Below are 16972 nucleotides of genomic sequence, written 5' to 3' on the forward strand. Positions count from 1 at the left end.
CGAGGCCCAGGGACTGGCTTCGCACGGCCTGTCGCGCGTCGCCCAGTACGCCGGCCACCTGCGCTGCGGCCGCGTCAACGGCGAAGCCAGGCCGCGCGTGCAGCAGAGGAAACCGGCCGCGCTGCTGGTCGACGCTCAGGAAGGCCTGGCCTTCCCTGCCTGCGCGCTAGCGGTGCGCGAAGCGATCCGCAGCGCGGGCGAGACCGGCGCCGCCTTCGCCGGCGTCACCAACAGCCACCATTTCGGCGCCGCGGCCTACCACCTGGAGCCGGTGGCGGCGGCCGGGATGGTCGGTATCGCCTTCGGCAACTCGCCGGCCGCGATGCCGGCCTGGGGCGGCAAGCGCGCTCTGTTCGGCACCAACCCGATCGCCGCCGTGTTCCCGCGCCGCGCCGGGCCTCCCTTGGTGATCGACCTGTCGCTGTCCGAGGTCGCGCGCGGCAAGCTGATGGTGGCGGCCAAGCAGGGCAAGACGATTCCCGAGGGCTGGGCGCTCGACAAGGAAGGCAATCCGACCACCGATCCGAAGGCGGGCTTGGAAGGCATGATGCTGCCGGCGGGCGGCGTGAAAGGCGCGATGCTGGCGCTGATCGTCGAGCTGCTGTGCTGCGCCCTGACCGGCGCCGCCTTCGGCTTCGAAGCCGATTCCTTCTTCACCGACGAAGGCAACCAGCCGCGCATCGGCCAGGCCTTCCTGGTGATCGATCCGGGTGCGCTGGCGGGTTCCGAGGTGTTCGAAGAGCGCATCGAGACGCTGCTCTCGGCCATGCTGCTGGACGCCGACGTGCGCCTGCCGGGCCAGCGGCGCCTGGACCTCGCGCGCGCCGCCGAGGAGAACGGCATCGAGGTCGCGCCGGCGCTGCTCGAGCAGCTCGAAGCGCTGGCCGTCACCTGAACCTGGGGAGCAGCGCGATGGCATTCGGCCTCGACACCATCGCGCTGCTGGCGGCGGACTGTGGCCGTGATACGCGCCCAGCGGCGGCACGGGTCGAACCGTCGTGAGCTGTCGCGATGAACACTTCCAGTAAGCGCAAGTTGATGCGTAAGCAATCGAACGCCTGATCAATTTTTCCGGTCACCATAAGCTGAATTATCCACTTTTCAGATTGTTGCTAAAAATTATACTTACGCTCCATGAAGCCATCGAACTCTACCTGGAGAATGTACAGGCGCAGCTTGCCGATGTTCATTCCGATCTCGACCTCATGGTCAGGTCGTCTTTGCAGAGGATGTGCCGCGGCTGTTCCGCACTCCCGTGTCGCAGGATTCACGAGCGAACCGAACGAGTGCGTCGGCAGTTTGGATACCTCGAAAGTTTGGGAAACACCGGGCCGATAGCTATGTGAATCCTGCAGGAGCATAAGTACCTTGTTGAGTGTTAGCGCCAGGAAGGCTGCCGTTATTGAAGAGCAGACCATCGTTCAAGGAGACAAACGCATGACGACGAAACAAAAACTCATCCCATCTGACAAGCACGTATCCATGAGGAGATCCGTTCTTGCCTTGGCCTGCGCGCTCGCGTTGCCAGCCGTGCCCTCCGCATGGGCCCAGAATGGTGAGTACCCAAAACCAGGGGCGGTACTCCGGTATGTTGTTCCCTTCCCGCCAGGTGGATTGACTGACGTCATGGCACGCCTGGTAGGACAGCAGCTTGGCGAGCGCTGGAAAGTCAGCGCTGTCGTAGAAAACAAGGCTGGCGGCGGCGCGATGATTGGCACGCAGGATGTCGCTCGATCAGCGCCCGACGGCAACACGCTGCTCGCGATAACAATGACACATGCTGTCAATGCGACGCTGTTCCGCGGAAAGTCAAAACTCGACCTCAATAAGGATCTCAAGCCTGTCGCTTTGTTGGCAGGAACGCCTATGCTTGTTGTTGTGCCTGCGAACAGCAACATTCGTTCGCTGACGGATCTGGTCGCTGCCGCAAAGGCCAAATCGCTCAATGCCGGCTCCAGCGGTGTCGGTACCCCATCGCATCTGTCGCTGGCATTGTTCAATCAACTGAATGGCACGAACATTGTCCATGTTTCCTACAAAGGTGGAGCGCCATCCCTCATCGACCTGATCAGCGGCCAGATCGATGTCATTTTCAGCAACTATGCCGAATCGCTTCCTTATGTGAAATCGGGGAAGCTCCGGGCAATCGCTATCGCCAGCCCACAGCGCAATCCTCAAGTGCCAAGCGTGCCGACAACGGCTGAAGCTGGCATGCCCAAGCTTAATGTAGAGAATTGGACCGCCGTCATGGTGCCTGGCTCGACGCCGGATGCGGTTGTTCAGAAGCTCGGTGATGAACTGGTGCAGATCATGGCATTGCCCGAAGTGGTTAAACGGACAAATGAACTGGGCTTCCGGGTCGATGCACGCGGGCCACGCGAATTCGCCCCATTCTGGAATAGCGAAGTGCAGCGCTGGCGTGCAGTGATCGACGCTGGTGGCATCACTGCGGAGTAGCTCTTCGTTCGAGCGTGCCCTGCCTCTGCAGCATGGTGAAGCGTTAGAGAGGGGAGCACAAATATGTGTTCCACGACAGGTCAATCGGCAACCTGTGGGCGATCCGCCGCGCATACGTGCCGGCGGGTTCGTCGAACGCCACAGCCTGTCCCTGCTTCAGTAATGCGACACGCACGCCTTGTGGCAGGTAGCAGGTTTCATTAGCCCGGTACGCGTCAAGGAATGCCCGGTTGTAACCCACCGGTTCGCGCCTTTGCACCGGCTGAGTAACATAGGCTTCGACTTCCTTTGCGCCTTCGGACAGAGGAATAAAAAAGTCGACCTTGCCCGGTGCCTCAATGCGTGCGTCGCTCGCGGCCTGGAAGGCTTGGACAAGAAAGTAACGACTGGCACGTCCATCCCCTTCACGGCGTACGAGATGACGATCGATGAAGTCGGCCAGCCAGCGCTGAAGCGTACGCCGATGGGGATGCGAATGCAGGAATACAACACCCTCACATTGCTGGCTGGTGCGCGCTGACAGGTTACGGGTGCGTCTGGAAGTTGGTTCCGAAATCGTTACAGCATGACTCATCTCCCGCACATCTATGTGACACCAATGAATGCGTGTTCAGTTGATATATAAGCCGCACAGCGTTTAAATTCATCTTAATCATCTAGTTATCAGATAATATAAAAGGCACAATGTTGTGTTAGAGTTGTGAAACCAACTACAAGGAGACAACGATGCCGATGCTGCGCAAGGAAAATCCTCTTCCCCTTGAACAATTGGGCAGCCCAAACAGGCGCCATATGCTGGCGGGAGGCGCCGCTGCCCTCACGGCAGCCAGCCTGGCGGGATTCACTCGGTCGGCCATGGCCCAGGCCGTCGCGAGCACCGCCCCGGCTCCGAAGCCGCTGCCGGCCTATGTCAGCTGGAAAAAGCCGGAAGCGATGATCGTGCATAGTGCTAATACGCTCGAGACGAAGCGCAGCGCATTCGGCACCGGTATCATCACCCCGACCGATCGACTCTACATTCGCAATAACCTGCCAGCACCGGACGCTTCGATCGTGGCCGACAGTGACGCCTGGGAGATCGTTGTGGAGGGCGTCAAGAATCCACGCAGCTTCAAAGTGAAAGACCTCAAGGCGCTCGACCTGGAGACCGTCGCCACGGTACTGCAATGCTCGGGCAATGGCCGCGGCCTGTTTCCGAACAAGCCTAGCGGTACGCCCTGGCAGGTCGGCGCAGCTGGCTGTGTGGTCTGGAGCGGCGTGCGGGTGCGGACGCTGGTGGAAATGCTGGGGGGTGTCGGCAACGGCCTGAAGTTCATGACCGGCACCGGCGGCGAAAAGCTGCCTGAGGGCGTCGATCCGAGAAGCGTGATGGTGGAGCGTTCGGTGCCTGTCATGGCAATGGAAGACGCCCTGCTGGCATGGGAAATGAACGGCGAGCCGATGCCGCTGGCGCACGGCGGTCCGCTACGCCTGATCGTGCCCGGCTATGCCGGCGTGAATAACATCAAGTACATCAAGCGCTTGGCCTTCACTGCCGAGCAGAGCGACGCGGCCATCCAGACGACAGGTTACCGCATCTCGCCACCCGGCCAGAAAGGCGACCCAAGCCAGCCTTCCGTATGGGAAATGGGACCGAAATCCTGGATCAACTACCCGGCACCAGAAACCGGCGCAGTACCGTCCGGCATGGTGCAGATCCAGGGTGTCGCATTTGGTGGCATGACCGGAGTGAAATCCGTCGAGGTGTCCGTGGATGGGGGGAAGACCTGGAAGCGGGCGCGCCTGGTCGGCCCCGACCTGGGAAAGTATGCATGGCGGCAGTTTGTGCTCCCGGTAAAGCTCGAACCCGGGAACTACACGATCGCCTGCGCCGTCACGGACGCCAGGGGCAAACGTCAGCCGGAGGGACGCCTGGAAAACACTGGCGGTTACAACAACAACAGCTGGCGTGACCACGCGCTGGCCATCACGGTCGTGTGAGGATTCGATGCCATTTTCGAAATTGATTGCCAGCGCTGCGGTGCTCACAACGCTGGCAGCTTCCCCTGCTTCCGCGCAGGAGAAGCTGGAAGCCGGCCGCAAGCTGTTCAACCAGACAGCGGTCCCGGCATGTGCTGTCTGCCATGCCTTGAAGGACGCTGGAGCCAAGGGCGAGATCGGCCCTGACCTGGACGAACTGAAGCCGGATGTGTCGCGAGTGGAAAAGGCAGTGCGTAACGGCATCGGGCAGATGCCGGCGTTCACGAACCTCAGCGATGCCCAAATCAAGGCGCTCGGCGAGTACATCAACATTGTTACTTCGGCAGCAAAGTGATCGCCCAGGTCAAATCAATTGGCCGTTAGCGCATGGATGTTGCATTCGACGTGAACCCTGGTGTCGGTGATTCGATTCCACCCAGGCCTTTCCCTCTACGATTTCGCTCCACGGCGTCTCGATGAGCTCGCTGGTTCGAACGAATACAAGCATGAGCAGACGTAACCCAATGCGCATCACCATGTTCGTTACAACGCAACGCTTCCAGGAACTTCGGCAGTTCATCTTCCGAAATTGCGGGAAAGTTACTCGACGATACCGCTTGCAAGACATCCCTCATGTCGGCGACGATGTTCCGATTTGTCGCGCCGCATTGAATCGCATAACCGAAGGTTGAGCACAGACAGAGCGCAGCACGACTGGCTGAAAAGGTATGAGCTCATCACTGCCCTACCCTTACTCATACCCTTAAAAATCGTCGCTTCTCCGGAGGCAGGCACGACGCCACAAGACAAAAAAACGATCCTCACTATGAGATCCGGGGGTTTCCAGGGTGTGGTCGAAGCGTTATCTCACCACTCTGCGGCGAAAACGGGATTCGTATTGACGACACATTCTTGCAGACTCAAAAACACAGGATTGCATAGAGCCCCCCGCAACGATGCCGACTCTATCTTCCGAAGCGAGCTCTGGCCCGCCTACCGATGCTGCCCAGTAGCCGTATCGGGGAATCACTGGACATCGGCCGACTATTGTTGCCATTAAGGGAAGCGCAGGTCCAAACCGAGTTTCCTGGCAAAGACGAAGGTGACGAGCCCCAGGCCCAGGAGCGATAGCATGAACACTGCCGCCACAATGCCGCCCGCGCGTAACACCGCGCGCCTCTCCATCACCTTCTCCTTCTTCCCCTGATCGTAATGCCACTTGATGGCGAAGAACATGCCCGTGGCTAACGCGAGAACCTTGAACGTACCGGCGACTATAGGGAACCATTCCATGATGTTGAGTCTTTCCAGGCTATTATTTGACACTATCTATCGTGAAGCGCATTACCTCAAAACACTGCTCCAGCAGCTTCATCTCTTTGATCAAACTATTCGAAACGTTAGCGGGATGCCGTGGAAGTATGGTCTTGCTGCACGTTCTAACGCATTCTACTTAAAAGCAATTTCCATACATTGAGACAAATTGTCCCACTTAAAAGCCATGCAAGATGATGATGTGCCAATCTGGTTGCCGCGATTCGTCGTGCACGGCGGGCCGCGTGTTCTCCAGATTGCAGATGCCCTGCCCTGCCCTGCAGGCGGCAGTGGTGGACGGATCGCTGAAACCGGGTGAGCGCCTACCTCCGCAGCGCCAGTTGGCAGCATAGCTGGACGTCGACCTGACGACGTTCTCGCGCGTACGACGAAGCCAGGCGGTTCAAGTGCGTTTCATACAACAGCACCGTTATATGCGTCAGGCCGCCGCGCCAGCAACTGGGATAGGCGCTGCAGGCCTGCCCGCAAGCGTGCATGGTCCCTAACGCTGCCCAGCGAGATCCGGATCGCGTTCACGGATTCGCCATCGGTTGCGAATGCCTCCGCCGGCGTGACCGCTAACCCTTCCCTCTCTGCGGCTTGCGCGAGCTGGTACGACCGCCAGTATGTCGGCAGCTCGACCCATATATGCAGCCCATCGCCAGGTCCGGCAAATCGTCCTGCCAGAACGTCGCGGGCCATCTTGTGACGCACGCGTGCCTCGTCTCGCACGCCTAGCATTAAGGTGTTTGCCGAGCCGTCGAGGATCCATTGGGTGGCCAGCGCTGCCGTCAGGGGCGCGACCATCAATGCGAAAGACCTCAGGGCCGCCAGGAAGCGTTCACGCTCGACCGGGTCACGCACGAGCACGAAAGCAATGCGCAACCCCGGTGTAAGGCATTTCGACAAAGTAGAAATGTAATAGACGTGTTCCGGCGCGTAGGTAGCAATGGGCGGCGGCGGCGACTCGGCGAGCAGCCAGTACGGGTCATCCTCGATGATCCGCGCGTTGCAGCGTTTTGCCACGGCGGCCAATTCCTTGCGTCGCTTCTCTGGCATCGTGACTGTTGTCGGATTCTGTAGTGTCGGGTTGAGGTAGACGAGCTTGGAGTTATGCTGCCGACAAGCTTCTTCAAGAGCCTGAGGTAGCATCCCATGCTTGTCCGTCGCGACCGGAGTGACACGGCGTCCGAACTGGGTCGCGGCTGAACGCAGCCCGGGATAACTTATCGGTTCCACAAGAATGGCATCGCCGGGCTCGGTCAGCACCAGGATCAGTGCGGCAATCGCTGCCTGTGCGCCAGGACAGACGACTACTTGGTCCGGATGCATGCTTCCAAACATTGGCTCAATCCACTTGGTCCCGGCTTTGCGGTCGGAGGCGCTGCCGCCGCCTAGATGGTAAGTCATCAGCAGTTCGTTATCCGCCCGCATCAGCACTTGCGCGAGACCTTGTTTCAGCAGGTCGTCGAAGTCGACGCCGTCCGGCGGGGGCGGTGTGTTCATGCTCAGGTCAAGGACCGACGTCAGTTCCACCTTCGGCGCTGCAACATAGGTACCGCGAGCGCCACGCCCTTCCAGCAGATTTCTGCGTCGGGCTTCATCGTATGCCCGGGTGATCGTCGTCAGGTCTACGTTCAGCTGCGCAGCCAACTCGCGCTGCGGAGGCAGGCGATTGCCCGGCTTGAGCAAACCATCGGTCACAGCCTGCTGCAATGCATCCGCGATCTGGAGAAAACGGGGACCAGCGCCCGATCGTAGTTGCGGCGGCCATGATGATACAGATTGATCTTGCATGGTTTTCAACTGGGACATTTTGTCTCAATGTATGGAAATTGTTTCGAAGTAGTATGTCGCAGAAGGCGTAGAAGAACCAGTGATACACGGCTCCCAACACGCGTTTCCCCCTCCTCATCGGTAAGTATTTGGTGAAACTCGACAGGTTCGCCATAGTTATCTCATAGGTAGACCTAATGAAAGACATAAACACTGTGCAGGGCATGACAAGCCTTCCGGCTCATGTGGAACAGGCAAAGACACTCGACCACGTGAAAACGGTTAAGCGTGTCTGCGCGTATACCATGTTGGCTATGCTGAGCGGTTACACCGTACTACTGATGAATTCGGCAGGCGATATTGGTGTCCAGGAAAAGAATCTAATCTTCGTCGCGTCCGCCCTGACGCTCCTGGTGGTCATCCCGATCATTGCCCTGAACATATATTCCGTCTCGCGCCACAGTGCCTCCAACACGACCGCTAATTATTCGTCACGGCGTTCGCACTCGATCAAGAAAGAGCTTGTGGCATGGACCATTCCAATCGTCATCGTCGCCGTACTCACCGTTCTGAGCTGGGGTATAACCCACTCGCTCGACCTGTACAAGCCAATCGAGTCGAAGGTGGCGCCGGAGCATGTCGCAACCGTGGCAGGCGCCTGAAGCGGTGCGGCTGTGCGTCGGCGGGACAGCGGCAGCGATCGGCAAGTCATGCCTGTTTTCGGTCGTGTGGATGAATTTGCGCTTCCAGACCGGTTTTAAGCCCTCCTGGTACATCAAACGGCGGACTTTGCAGGACCGGCCAGGACACCGCGGTTGGCCAGCGCCGTCACCATACGGCGGCTGCCGTAGCTTTGATGACTTGCCGCAAACGCAGCACGCACATGAACGCTGGCTGCGCAAACAGTCGGAGTCGCCGCGCGGCGCTTCGCTTCGTAGAAACCGGATCGGCTAACGCCCAACACGCGGCAGCTGCGCGAGACAGGAATGGCCTTCGTTTGCAGATCGTCGATGAGTCGAAAACTCACATTCGGTGATGGTCGATCGTGGCTGATCGCTAACGATCGGCCAGCCACTTAGCCCCCAGACCTGTTGTCGCGCAAGGTGCCTTCCAGACGGCGCACACACATCTTCAGTTTCTCGACCTCGCAGGTCGCAGCTTCCTTATCGCGCTCGGCGTTGAGCAGCGCGATCTTCGAATCTTCCAGTTCCTGCTCTGCAATCTCCCTGGCCGTCACGATCTCCCTGGCACCGAAGCCGATGCGGGCGAAGAATTCAGCGATTGGGTTGTACTCCTTCAGTTCAGTAGCACGCATTTGCTTCTCTCCTTGACGTAGATGTCTTTACGCATTTTCCTCGCCTTTGACGTAGGATTCTGCCACTCGAGTGCAACCACGACGTTAGCAAGAATCGGTTTGTCGGCGTCGAATTGCGTTGGCATAGACCTGACGGCTATGATCGCAAGCCTACTCCCTGGCCGATAACGGAACGGGGCCTGCCGTCTGCTCGCGCCATTACCGTCCTTAACAGCATCAGTGTTTCAACGGTAACTTTCCGAGCATTGCGGTCAGCTTAATACTACAGCGATACTTGTCTTTATAGCAATCATTTGTGTAGACTTTCGGCCATAGAAGTTGCTTTCCCAGTGTCAGCGATGGCTTCATGGCGGCCTTTTGTGTCCATGTAAGGGCGGGTTCATAGCGCTTGGAACTGACCTGCCCAGCCGCCATTCGACACTCAGTTATATACTGGCATCAACATCAGTGCAGTGGCCACTCATGCGCTCTCGCAGGTATGTGGCCGCGGACCTGATACAGCGTTGATTTTCAGGACCCGTCGCCATAGGCGCGGTCGAACCTGCAGATCAGTGCACAGAAATCAAGAACATGGAGACAACATGCACCGCAGCCCAAGCTATGTACATGGAGCACACGATGTGCCGCTCATCGGTAAAACGATCGGTGCCTTCCTTGATGACATCGCAGAACGCTACGGTGACAACGACGCGCTAGTGGTGCCGCACCAGAACCTGCGCTGGAACTACGCGGAGTTGAACACGCGGGTTACCCATCTGGCGATATCCTTGCTACGGCTAGGGCTGCGCCCTGGCGATCGCATCGGAATCTGGGCGCCGAACCGTGCGGAATGGGTGCTTGTCCAGTTCGCCGCCGCCCGCGCCGGGTTGGTGCTGGTGAATATCAATCCCGCCTCCCAGCGATCCGAACTCGAGTACTTACTGGACAAGGTGCAGTGCTCCGCCCTGATTCTTGCCCCTGCGTTCAAATCAGGCGACTATATCGCGATCGTGGAAGACATCGTGCCGGAAGTCCTTGACAGCGAGCCAGGGATACTTCAGTCACCACGCTTGCCGTATTTGCGGCATGTAATACGGATGGGCGCCGATAAAACGCCGGGCATGCTGAATTTCGACCATTTGCTCGCGCCGCCCGACGCCTCGCAGCTGGCAAACCTCGCGGCCATCCGTGCCACGCTCCAGTTCGACGATCCGGTGAACATCCAGTTCACGTCCGGAACAACGGGTTCACCCAAGGGTGTGACGCTCACTCACCACAATATCCTCAACAATGGCTTCTTCATTGGCGAGGCAATGAAGCTGACCAGCAGCGACAGACTCTGCATCCCCGTTCCGCTCTATCACTGCTTCGGCATGGTGCTCGGGAACCTTGCCTGCATCACGCATGGCGCCACCATGGTGCTTCCCGGCGAAAGCTTCGAACCGAAAGCGGTGCTGGAAACCGTACAGGCCGAACGCTGCACCGGACTGCATGGCGTCCCGACGATGTTCATCAGTTTGCTGGACCATCCCGATCTGGGCATGTATGACTTGTCGACTCTCCGGACCGGAATCATGGCAGGCTCGCCTTGCCCGGTCGAGGTGATGAACCAGGTGATCAGCAAGATGCATCTTGCCGACATCACGATCGCCTACGGCATGACTGAAACGTCGCCAGCAAGCTTTCAGAGTTCAGTGGGCGATCCGGTCGAAATGCTGGTCAAGACAATCGGGCGCGTCCATCCACATCTGGAAGTCAAGCTCGTGGACGCGGATGGACGAATCGTCCCACGCGGCGTCATGGGAGAACTTCTCATTCGCGGCTATTCTGTCATGCGCGGATATTGGGGCGATGAAGAGAAAACGCGGGAAACGATCGACGCCGCGCGCTGGATCCATACGGGAGATCTCGCGGTCATTGACGAGCAGGGTTTCGTTTCCATCGTCGGACGCGCAAAGGACACCGTGCTTCGCGAGGGCGAAAATATCTATCCGCGTGAAGTCGAAGAATTACTCTACAGGCATCCAAAAGTCCTTGACGTGCAGTGCGTGGGTGTTCCGGCTCACGAATCCAGGGAAGAACTCTGCGCCTGCATCATATTGCGACCTGGTCAGGCAGCGGACGAGGATGAGATCCGCGAATTTTGCAAGGGGCAGATCGCGCAGTTCAAGATTCCACGATACATTCGCTTCGTAAGCGCCTTTCCCATGACAGCAACAGGCAAAATTCAAAAATACATCCTCCGTCAGCAAGTAACGGCTGCACTTGGCTTGGCAAGGTCATAGTGCCCTTGCCTGCTCAGGAGTGAGACGAACCTGTCAGCCGATCAGGCCGAGGTCGGTGGCCATCTGGTCGCGCAACATATACTTCTGAACCTTGCCGGTGACTGTCATGGGAAAGGCGCTAACGAAGCGAATGTATCGCGGAATCTTGTAATGCGCGATTTGCCCGCGGCAGAAATCACGCACTGCTTCCTCATCCGCGTTCTGGCCTGGACGCAGGATGATGCAGGCACAAAGCTCTTCTCCGTATTTCGGGTCCGGAACGCCAATGCACTGCACGTCCAGCACGGCAGGATGCCGGTACAGGAACTCCTCGACTTCGCGTGGATAGATGTTCTCGCCACCCCGGATGACCATGTCCTTGGAGCGTCCGACAATCGAAGCGAAACCATTTTCATCGATGACTGCCAGGTCGCCAGTGTGCAGCCACCTTGCTGCATCGATCGTCTCCCGGGTCTTTTCCTCGTCGCCCCAATAGCCGAGCATGACCGAGTATCCACGCGTGAGCAGTTCGCCCTTCACGCCGCGGGGAACAATACGTCCATTGCCGTCGACGATCTTTACTTCGAGATGGGGATGAACGCATCCGATCGTACTGACACGCAGGTCGACGGGATCGTCGACGGAACTCTGGAAGGATACCGGCGAGGTTTCAGTCATGCCATAGGCGATCGTGATCTCCTTCATGTGCATCTTGCTGATGACCCGACTCATCACTTCAGCCGGGCAAGGCGAGCCGGCCATGATCCCGGTACGCAGTGTCGACAAGTCGTAGTCCGCGAAGTCGGGGTGGTCGAGAATGGCGATGAACATCGTCGGTACTCCATGCAAGCCAGTACAGCGCTCCGCATGCACTGTCTCGAGGACTGCTTCGGGATCGAAGCTATCGCCGGGGAACACCATCGTTGCACCATGCGTGACGCACGCAAGATTGCCAAGTACCATTCCAAAGCAATGGTATAGAGGTACCGGAATGCACAGCCGGTCTTCACTCGTCAGCTTCATCGCTTCACCGATGAAGAATCCGTTGTTCAATATATTGTGGTGGCTTAGCGTCGCCCCCTTCGGAGCGCCGGTCGTACCGGAAGTGAACTGGATATTGACCGGGTCGTCAAACTGGATTCCGGCCTCGACTTTTTCCAAGGCGCCAAGCACCTCTGCGCCGGGCGCCTCGAGCAAGCTGTCAAAATTATGCATGCCCGGCGTTTTCCCGGCCCCCAGGCGGATGACATGGCGCAGGTGCGGCAGCCGTTTCGACTGCAATGATCCGGGCGTGGAATGGTGAATTTCCGGCACCACATCCTGGACCATCGCGATGTAGTCGCTCGATTTGAACGCTGGCGCGAGGACCAGCGCACTGCACTGAACCTTGTCGAGCACATATTCAAGTTCGGAGCGGCGATAGGCGGGATTGATGTTCACCATAATGAGACCAGCCTTTGCAGTGGCAAACTGCACCAGGACCCATTCGACGCAATTCTGCGACCAGATGCCAACCCGATCACCTGGGTGGAGCCCGATCTTGAGCAAACCGGCGGCAAGAGCGGTTACCCGTTCATTGAATTCCCGGTAAGTCCAACGGATGTCCTGGTACGGAACAACGATGGCGTCGTTGTCCTCGAAGCGCCTGGCAATCGCGGCAAGATAGGTCCCGATGGACTCACCGATCAACGGCACGTTGTGCGCACCGTGCACGTAGCTCAAACTTTGCTGCATATTGTGTCTCCTTCTTGTCGTAATTAACGCGGATCAAGATTAGCACCGGGCTTTGGGGATGATTGTTCACTGGATGACAATCTGGTCGCTTTCTTGAGGTCTGCGTCCGCAGCCGTTATCGATCAGTCCGAATCCCCCTCGGAAGCGAACGCGCGTAAAGCCTGGATATCGAGTATCCGGAGCGAGCCATAACTCGATTGCAGCACCCCTGCCTCCTCCAGGCGGTGTAGCGTGCGGCATACCAGTTGGCGCGACACACCAGCGAGGAACGCAACTTCTTCTTGGGAGATCTGGAGCCTGGTTGCCGTTCCAGGATAAAGCTGCGTATTGAATAGTTCAGCCAGGCAATGCGCCACGTGCCGTTCAGGCGTGGACGAACGAAAGTGCTCGAGGCGGATGACAAATTGCGCGAGTCGCGCGTTGAGCTGGTCGATCAGGAAACGATTGAACGGGAAGCTCGTTCCCAGCAACCAGTGAAACGTTGTGGCAGGTACCAGCGCCAGCCGGCTCGTCCTTAATGCCACCACGTCATAAGGACGCAATTCGTTTTTCAACACCGATCCTTCGCCAAACCAGCCGCCTGCGGGGATGCCGATCAATGAGGTAGTCCGACCGGCACGCGTCACATTGGACACTTTTACCAATCCATCGACCACGCCATACCAGTACTCCGAGAGCATGCCGCGGTGGCACACTGTTTGCCCCGCCTGCACGGTCAATTCGGAAGTCTCGCTTTGTACCCGCTGCAGTTCCTCTCCTGTCAGGCCTCTTCCCCACAACGAAGAGGCAATGAATTCTTTGGTTTGTGCACACGACATCATCTAGACCCGTTGAGACATTGCTAGTTCAGAAAACTTGATTCAAGCCAATCATAATGCCAGTTGGATTGAAACCCGGGGTGGCAACGGCACCGACAAGGTCGCCGCCATTCGGCAAGCTGTACGTCGCATTGCTTTGATTGAGCATCTTTCCCCAGCTAATGTACAAGGTGGTGGCGTCCAGCAGCTTGTAGATATACGCCATGCCGACCAGTTCCGCATCCTTGTTTGGTATCAGCGACTTGTCGTCCGCCTTGGTGTAGCTGGCGAGGATAGTGCCGCGACCGACAGGCGCAGCGGCGCTGGCACTCCAGCCGGCTACCTTCGACAGGGCCTTGGTGCCCTGTTCATAGCCTCCGCCAGCAATCCTGCCGTTCACATAGGTAGCATGAATCCGCGCGATGCCAAAGTCGTAGTGGGCGCCAAGCTGATATCCCTTGCGCGTCGCGAGTCCGGTTTCGCCCAGCGACGGCGCAAAACTGGCATTACGCACGTGCCATGCAGTGGCTGCTGCTTTCAACGGCCCGCTTGCATAGAACACGGCAAGGTCGCCACCGCGGCCAGCCTGGTCGGTGGTCGAACTTGTGCTCGTCCCGGATACCGAACTGACGTTGTTGCCGACACCCGTCGTCAGGGTCAACTGTGTGGTGATGCCCTTGAGTTTCGGCGAAAGATAGACCAGGGAGTTGTTCAGCCTGGTCGGCATGCTGGCGACAACTGGCAGGAAGGTGCCCGACGATCCGAACAGTCCCGCCCCCAGCGCCGTACTTTCGGAAACGGAAGCCAGGTAAGAACCGGCGTACTGGCGGCCCACGGTACTGGTGCCGATCGGAAGCTTCAAACCGGCGTAGATCTGGCGCGAAAAGATTTGCGTACCTGCGCCTGTCAGGGCCCCGGTAGATGCGACCGTATTGTTGATGCCAAGGACGGGTGTACCGGTACCGACCGTGCCTGTGTTCACGGACAGTCCCGCCTCCATCAAATACACGGCCGTTATATCGTTGACTAGCTTTTTTTCGCCCTTGATGCCCAGGCGCGATGCCGTGTAGCCGCCAGAGCCGATATTCGTCTTGCTGCCGAAACCGCTATCGGTATGCGTCACATCCACGTCCGCGACACCATAGATCGTCAGGGCCGGAATGGCAGGGCCTGCCGGCACGCCCGCCTGCAAGCCCGAACCCCTGCCGGGACCACCGGTCTGGACTTCCTGCGCTTTTTGCGCCTCCTGGGTCGCCAGGATCTTCTGGATCAGCAGCCTTTGCTCCGCCACCTCGCGACGCAGCGCCTCAATCTCCGTCTCGGCGAAAGCCGGCGCCGACATCGTCAGCACCAACACACCGAATGCCAGTGGCGTCAAAGTAAAGTGGAAAAGTTGCTTGTTATAGATCACGACATGTCTCCTGATTTTTTGTTTGCCTTGCAGGCTTTGAATTCGATATAGCGCGCGCAGCACGGCCGAGCCGGAACCTGCTCCTCGGGGCTGAGCTCACATTGGATGGGTCGGAACTGGAGTGGTCGCTTGGCCCCACTCCAGTGCGGCCTGGGTCAGCGCACCGATGCGGACCGTTGATGGTCGATCAGGGCAACGGCGGCCATCGCGATCACGGCTGGCACTGCGATTGCCATGAAGTTGTGTTGTAGAGGTAGACTCATCGCCACCAAGGCGCCGATGACGATCGGTGCCAGGATTGCACCGCTGCGGCCTACGCCCGAAGCCCAGCCAATACCGGTGGAGCGGACCGACATCGGATAGAACTGCCCCGCATAGGCGTAGCAGACAATCTGCGTGCCGATCGTCGTTGCACCGGCGAGCCCGACAAGCACAAACAAGGCTGCGGTCGGGATGCGATAGCCCAGCAGGCTGATCGACAGGCCGGCCAGCGCATACATGCAGATCAGTACCCTCTTGATGTGGAAACGGTCTGCCAGCCAGCCACCGCCGATTGCACCGAGCATCGCTCCCAGGTTCAGCACAAGCACGAAGGTCAGCGCTGAGCCAAGACTGTAACCCGCGCTCGACATCAGCTTTGCGAGCCATGAGCTCAGTGCATAGACCATGAACAGGCACATGAAGAAGGATGTCCAGAACATGGCCGTGCTGAAGCCGCGTCCCTCCTGGAATAGCTCACGGATCGATGCGCTGTTCGCTTTATCTCCGGCAGGCAAAGCAAACTTGTCGTTCGCATGAGGCACGTAGCTCGGTTCCAGGCTGGAGAGCGTCTTCTTGAGCTCCCCGATACGATTCGACTTGATGAGAAACGGCATCGATTCGGGCAGTGACTTCAGGATGAATGGGATCAGGAGAGCCGGTGCGCCAGCCGCCAGGAAAACCACCTGCCATCCGAAGGCTTCGATCAGGCCTTTTCCAAGTACCGCGGCCAGCATGCCACCCACCGCGTAGCCACTGAACATCAGGGTCACCATCGTGCTGCGAATCTTGCGTGGCGAGTATTCGGTCATTTGTGCCACGAGATTGGGCATCACGCCCCCAATACCGAGGCCGGCCAGGAAGCGCACGATGCTGAACCATACCGGGTCCTTGATCAGCCCTGCAACCGCGGTGAATACGCTGAACAGCAGGAGGCAGAGCACGATGGTTGGACGCCGGCCGATGCGGTCGGCAATGGTGCCCAGGAAGATGGCGCCTATCATCATGCCGAACAGCGCAGAACTGACCATGAAACCTGCCGTCGTGGCATTGACGCCCATATCCTTCATGATGGAGGGCAGTGAGATCCCCACTACCGCAAGATCATAGCCATCGAAGATGATGATTAATGCGCACCAGAACAGAACTTTGCCGTGAAAGCCATTGAATTTGGCGTTATCCGCCAGTTTGTAGATGTCGATGGTTTGCATGCTTGTCTCGCGTTTTATAGGTTTAGGAGTTGGACGCCTGCATCACAGCGCCCGAATCGACCTTAACACCCAACTTTCGCGAACATTGTCATCCCCGTACCAATTGCGGGTCATCGCCCTCGCGTCGTACGCTGGGTCCCTGCTTTGCCCCAGCCACTTCCAGAAAATTATTCGTTTTCACGGACCTGTCGGCTTCGCGTGAAGCCTGCGCTGGACCCCGTCTTGCACAGGACCCAGCCCTTTTTAATGGTTCATCACGGATTTCCGGGAAACGCGGCTTTGATCTTGAGGAAAAAGAAGTCGCTATCCCGGTAGCCATAGGCCATCCGCTTCATCACCTTGATACGGTTGTTGATGCCCTCGAGCTGGCCGGTATGCATCGGCCAGCGCAGCCGCGCTGCGATGCCTCGCCAGTAGGGTTTTAACTTGGTGGCGAATTTCCTTAGCGGCTCGATCCCGCTGTCGTTTGCCATCTTCAGCCAGCTTCGCCAGGCGCG

The 16972-nt window shown here is 58.3% G+C and carries 15 protein-coding genes and 1 pseudogene; 7 read left to right on the plus strand and 9 right to left on the minus strand.

Annotation, left to right across the window (positions count from 1 at the left end):
* Positions 1-895: Ldh family oxidoreductase (locus H162_RS0127995; protein ID WP_020656792.1), on the plus strand; the 895-nt coding region annotated here is incomplete at its 5' end.
* Positions 896-1437: 542 nt separating this feature from the next.
* The gene (locus tag H162_RS0128005; RefSeq protein WP_229452310.1) at positions 1438-2457 is read left to right on the plus strand and encodes a Bug family tripartite tricarboxylate transporter substrate binding protein; all 1020 of its coding nucleotides are present in this window, start codon (positions 1438-1440) and stop codon (positions 2455-2457) included.
* 43 nt (positions 2458-2500) lie between these two features.
* Here the strand turns inward: H162_RS0128005 and H162_RS34540 are convergent, their stop codons facing one another.
* On the minus strand, positions 2501-3031 hold the full coding sequence (locus tag H162_RS34540) for a hypothetical protein (protein ID WP_156885844.1): 531 nt from the start codon (positions 3029-3031) through the stop codon (positions 2501-2503).
* Positions 3032-3183: 152 nt separating this feature from the next.
* Here H162_RS34540 and sorT point away from each other — a divergent pair, with 152 nt between their 5' ends.
* Both sorT and sorU read left to right on the plus strand, forming a co-directional pair.
* The gene (gene sorT / locus H162_RS0128015) at positions 3184-4437 is read left to right on the plus strand and encodes a SorT family sulfite dehydrogenase catalytic subunit (RefSeq protein ID WP_229452312.1); all 1254 of its coding nucleotides are present in this window, start codon (positions 3184-3186) and stop codon (positions 4435-4437) included.
* 7 nt (positions 4438-4444) lie between these two features.
* Positions 4445-4771, plus strand: coding sequence for a SorU family sulfite dehydrogenase c-type cytochrome subunit (gene sorU, locus H162_RS0128020; protein WP_020656797.1), 327 nt, complete (start codon positions 4445-4447; stop codon positions 4769-4771).
* A 701-nt stretch (positions 4772-5472) separates the two neighbouring features.
* Here the strand turns inward: sorU and H162_RS0128025 are convergent.
* Complete coding sequence (locus tag H162_RS0128025; RefSeq protein WP_020656798.1) at positions 5473-5709, minus strand: hypothetical protein; 237 nt, start codon at positions 5707-5709, stop codon at positions 5473-5475.
* A 208-nt stretch (positions 5710-5917) separates the two neighbouring features.
* Between H162_RS0128025 and H162_RS35450 the strand changes: the two are divergent.
* Positions 5918-6080: pseudogene (locus H162_RS35450) on the plus strand (PLP-dependent aminotransferase family protein); the annotation flags it as partial.
* Positions 6081-6144: 64 nt separating this feature from the next.
* Here H162_RS35450 and H162_RS0128030 read toward each other — a convergent pair.
* Entirely contained in the window at positions 6145-7545 is a 1401-nt protein-coding gene (locus tag H162_RS0128030; RefSeq protein WP_020656799.1) for an aminotransferase class I/II-fold pyridoxal phosphate-dependent enzyme, read from the minus strand.
* Positions 7546-7703: 158 nt separating this feature from the next.
* Between H162_RS0128030 and H162_RS32205 the strand changes: the two genes are divergently transcribed.
* Complete coding sequence (locus H162_RS32205) at positions 7704-8168, plus strand: cytochrome ubiquinol oxidase subunit II (RefSeq protein ID WP_156885845.1); 465 nt, start codon at positions 7704-7706, stop codon at positions 8166-8168.
* A gap of 413 nt (positions 8169-8581) precedes the next feature.
* Here H162_RS32205 and H162_RS0128040 read toward each other — a convergent pair whose 3' ends face one another.
* Positions 8582-8821: a hypothetical protein gene (locus tag H162_RS0128040; protein ID WP_020656801.1), complete on the minus strand. Its 240-nt coding sequence runs from the start codon at positions 8819-8821 to the stop codon at positions 8582-8584.
* Between the two features lie 581 nt (positions 8822-9402).
* Here H162_RS0128040 and H162_RS0128045 point away from each other — a divergent pair.
* Positions 9403-11085 (plus strand): AMP-binding protein, encoded by a 1683-nt coding sequence (locus H162_RS0128045; RefSeq protein WP_026355197.1) that lies wholly within the window; start codon positions 9403-9405, stop codon positions 11083-11085.
* Positions 11086-11118: 33 nt separating this feature from the next.
* Here H162_RS0128045 and H162_RS0128050 read toward each other — a convergent pair whose 3' ends face one another.
* The 5 genes from H162_RS0128050 to H162_RS33660 form a co-directional block, all read right to left on the minus strand.
* Positions 11119-12798 (minus strand): AMP-binding protein, encoded by a 1680-nt coding sequence (locus tag H162_RS0128050; RefSeq protein WP_020656803.1) that lies wholly within the window; start codon positions 12796-12798, stop codon positions 11119-11121.
* Between the two features lie 122 nt (positions 12799-12920).
* Positions 12921-13619 (minus strand): Crp/Fnr family transcriptional regulator, encoded by a 699-nt coding sequence (locus tag H162_RS0128055; RefSeq protein ID WP_156885846.1) that lies wholly within the window; start codon positions 13617-13619, stop codon positions 12921-12923.
* A 25-nt stretch (positions 13620-13644) separates the two neighbouring features.
* Positions 13645-15006 carry a porin gene (locus H162_RS0128060; RefSeq protein WP_020656805.1) on the minus strand — a complete coding sequence of 454 codons (1362 nt, stop codon included), beginning with the start codon at positions 15004-15006 and terminating at the stop codon, positions 13645-13647.
* A 155-nt stretch (positions 15007-15161) separates the two neighbouring features.
* Positions 15162-16475 (minus strand): MFS transporter, encoded by a 1314-nt coding sequence (locus H162_RS0128065; protein WP_020656806.1) that lies wholly within the window; start codon positions 16473-16475, stop codon positions 15162-15164.
* A gap of 254 nt (positions 16476-16729) precedes the next feature.
* A partial coding sequence (locus tag H162_RS33660; RefSeq protein ID WP_020656807.1) for a transposase occupies positions 16730-16972 on the minus strand: 243 nt, incomplete at its 5' end.

The organism is Massilia niastensis DSM 21313, assembly GCF_000382345.1.
GTDB lineage: Bacteria > Pseudomonadota > Gammaproteobacteria > Burkholderiales > Burkholderiaceae_D > Telluria > Telluria niastensis.

Excerpts from the sequence above, each read along its gene's own strand:
- H162_RS0128005 (WP_229452310.1), top strand. The coding sequence starts at position 1,438 with ATGACGACGAAACAAAAACTCATCCCATCTGACAAGCACGTATCCATG.
- H162_RS34540 (WP_156885844.1), bottom strand. The coding sequence starts at position 3,031 with ATGAGTCATGCTGTAACGATTTCGGAACCAACTTCCAGACGCACCCGT.
- sorT (WP_229452312.1), top strand. The coding sequence starts at position 3,184 with ATGCCGATGCTGCGCAAGGAAAATCCTCTTCCCCTTGAACAATTGGGC.
- sorU (WP_020656797.1), top strand. The coding sequence starts at position 4,445 with ATGCCATTTTCGAAATTGATTGCCAGCGCTGCGGTGCTCACAACGCTG.
- H162_RS0128025 (WP_020656798.1), bottom strand. The coding sequence starts at position 5,709 with ATGGAATGGTTCCCTATAGTCGCCGGTACGTTCAAGGTTCTCGCGTTA.
- H162_RS0128030 (WP_020656799.1), bottom strand. The coding sequence starts at position 7,545 with ATGTCCCAGTTGAAAACCATGCAAGATCAATCTGTATCATCATGGCCG.
- H162_RS32205 (WP_156885845.1), top strand. The coding sequence starts at position 7,704 with ATGAAAGACATAAACACTGTGCAGGGCATGACAAGCCTTCCGGCTCAT.
- H162_RS0128040 (WP_020656801.1), bottom strand. The coding sequence starts at position 8,821 with ATGCGTGCTACTGAACTGAAGGAGTACAACCCAATCGCTGAATTCTTC.
- H162_RS0128045 (WP_026355197.1), top strand. The coding sequence starts at position 9,403 with ATGCACCGCAGCCCAAGCTATGTACATGGAGCACACGATGTGCCGCTC.
- H162_RS0128050 (WP_020656803.1), bottom strand. The coding sequence starts at position 12,798 with ATGCAGCAAAGTTTGAGCTACGTGCACGGTGCGCACAACGTGCCGTTG.
- H162_RS0128055 (WP_156885846.1), bottom strand. The coding sequence starts at position 13,619 with ATGATGTCGTGTGCACAAACCAAAGAATTCATTGCCTCTTCGTTGTGG.
- H162_RS0128065 (WP_020656806.1), bottom strand. The coding sequence starts at position 16,475 with ATGCAAACCATCGACATCTACAAACTGGCGGATAACGCCAAATTCAAT.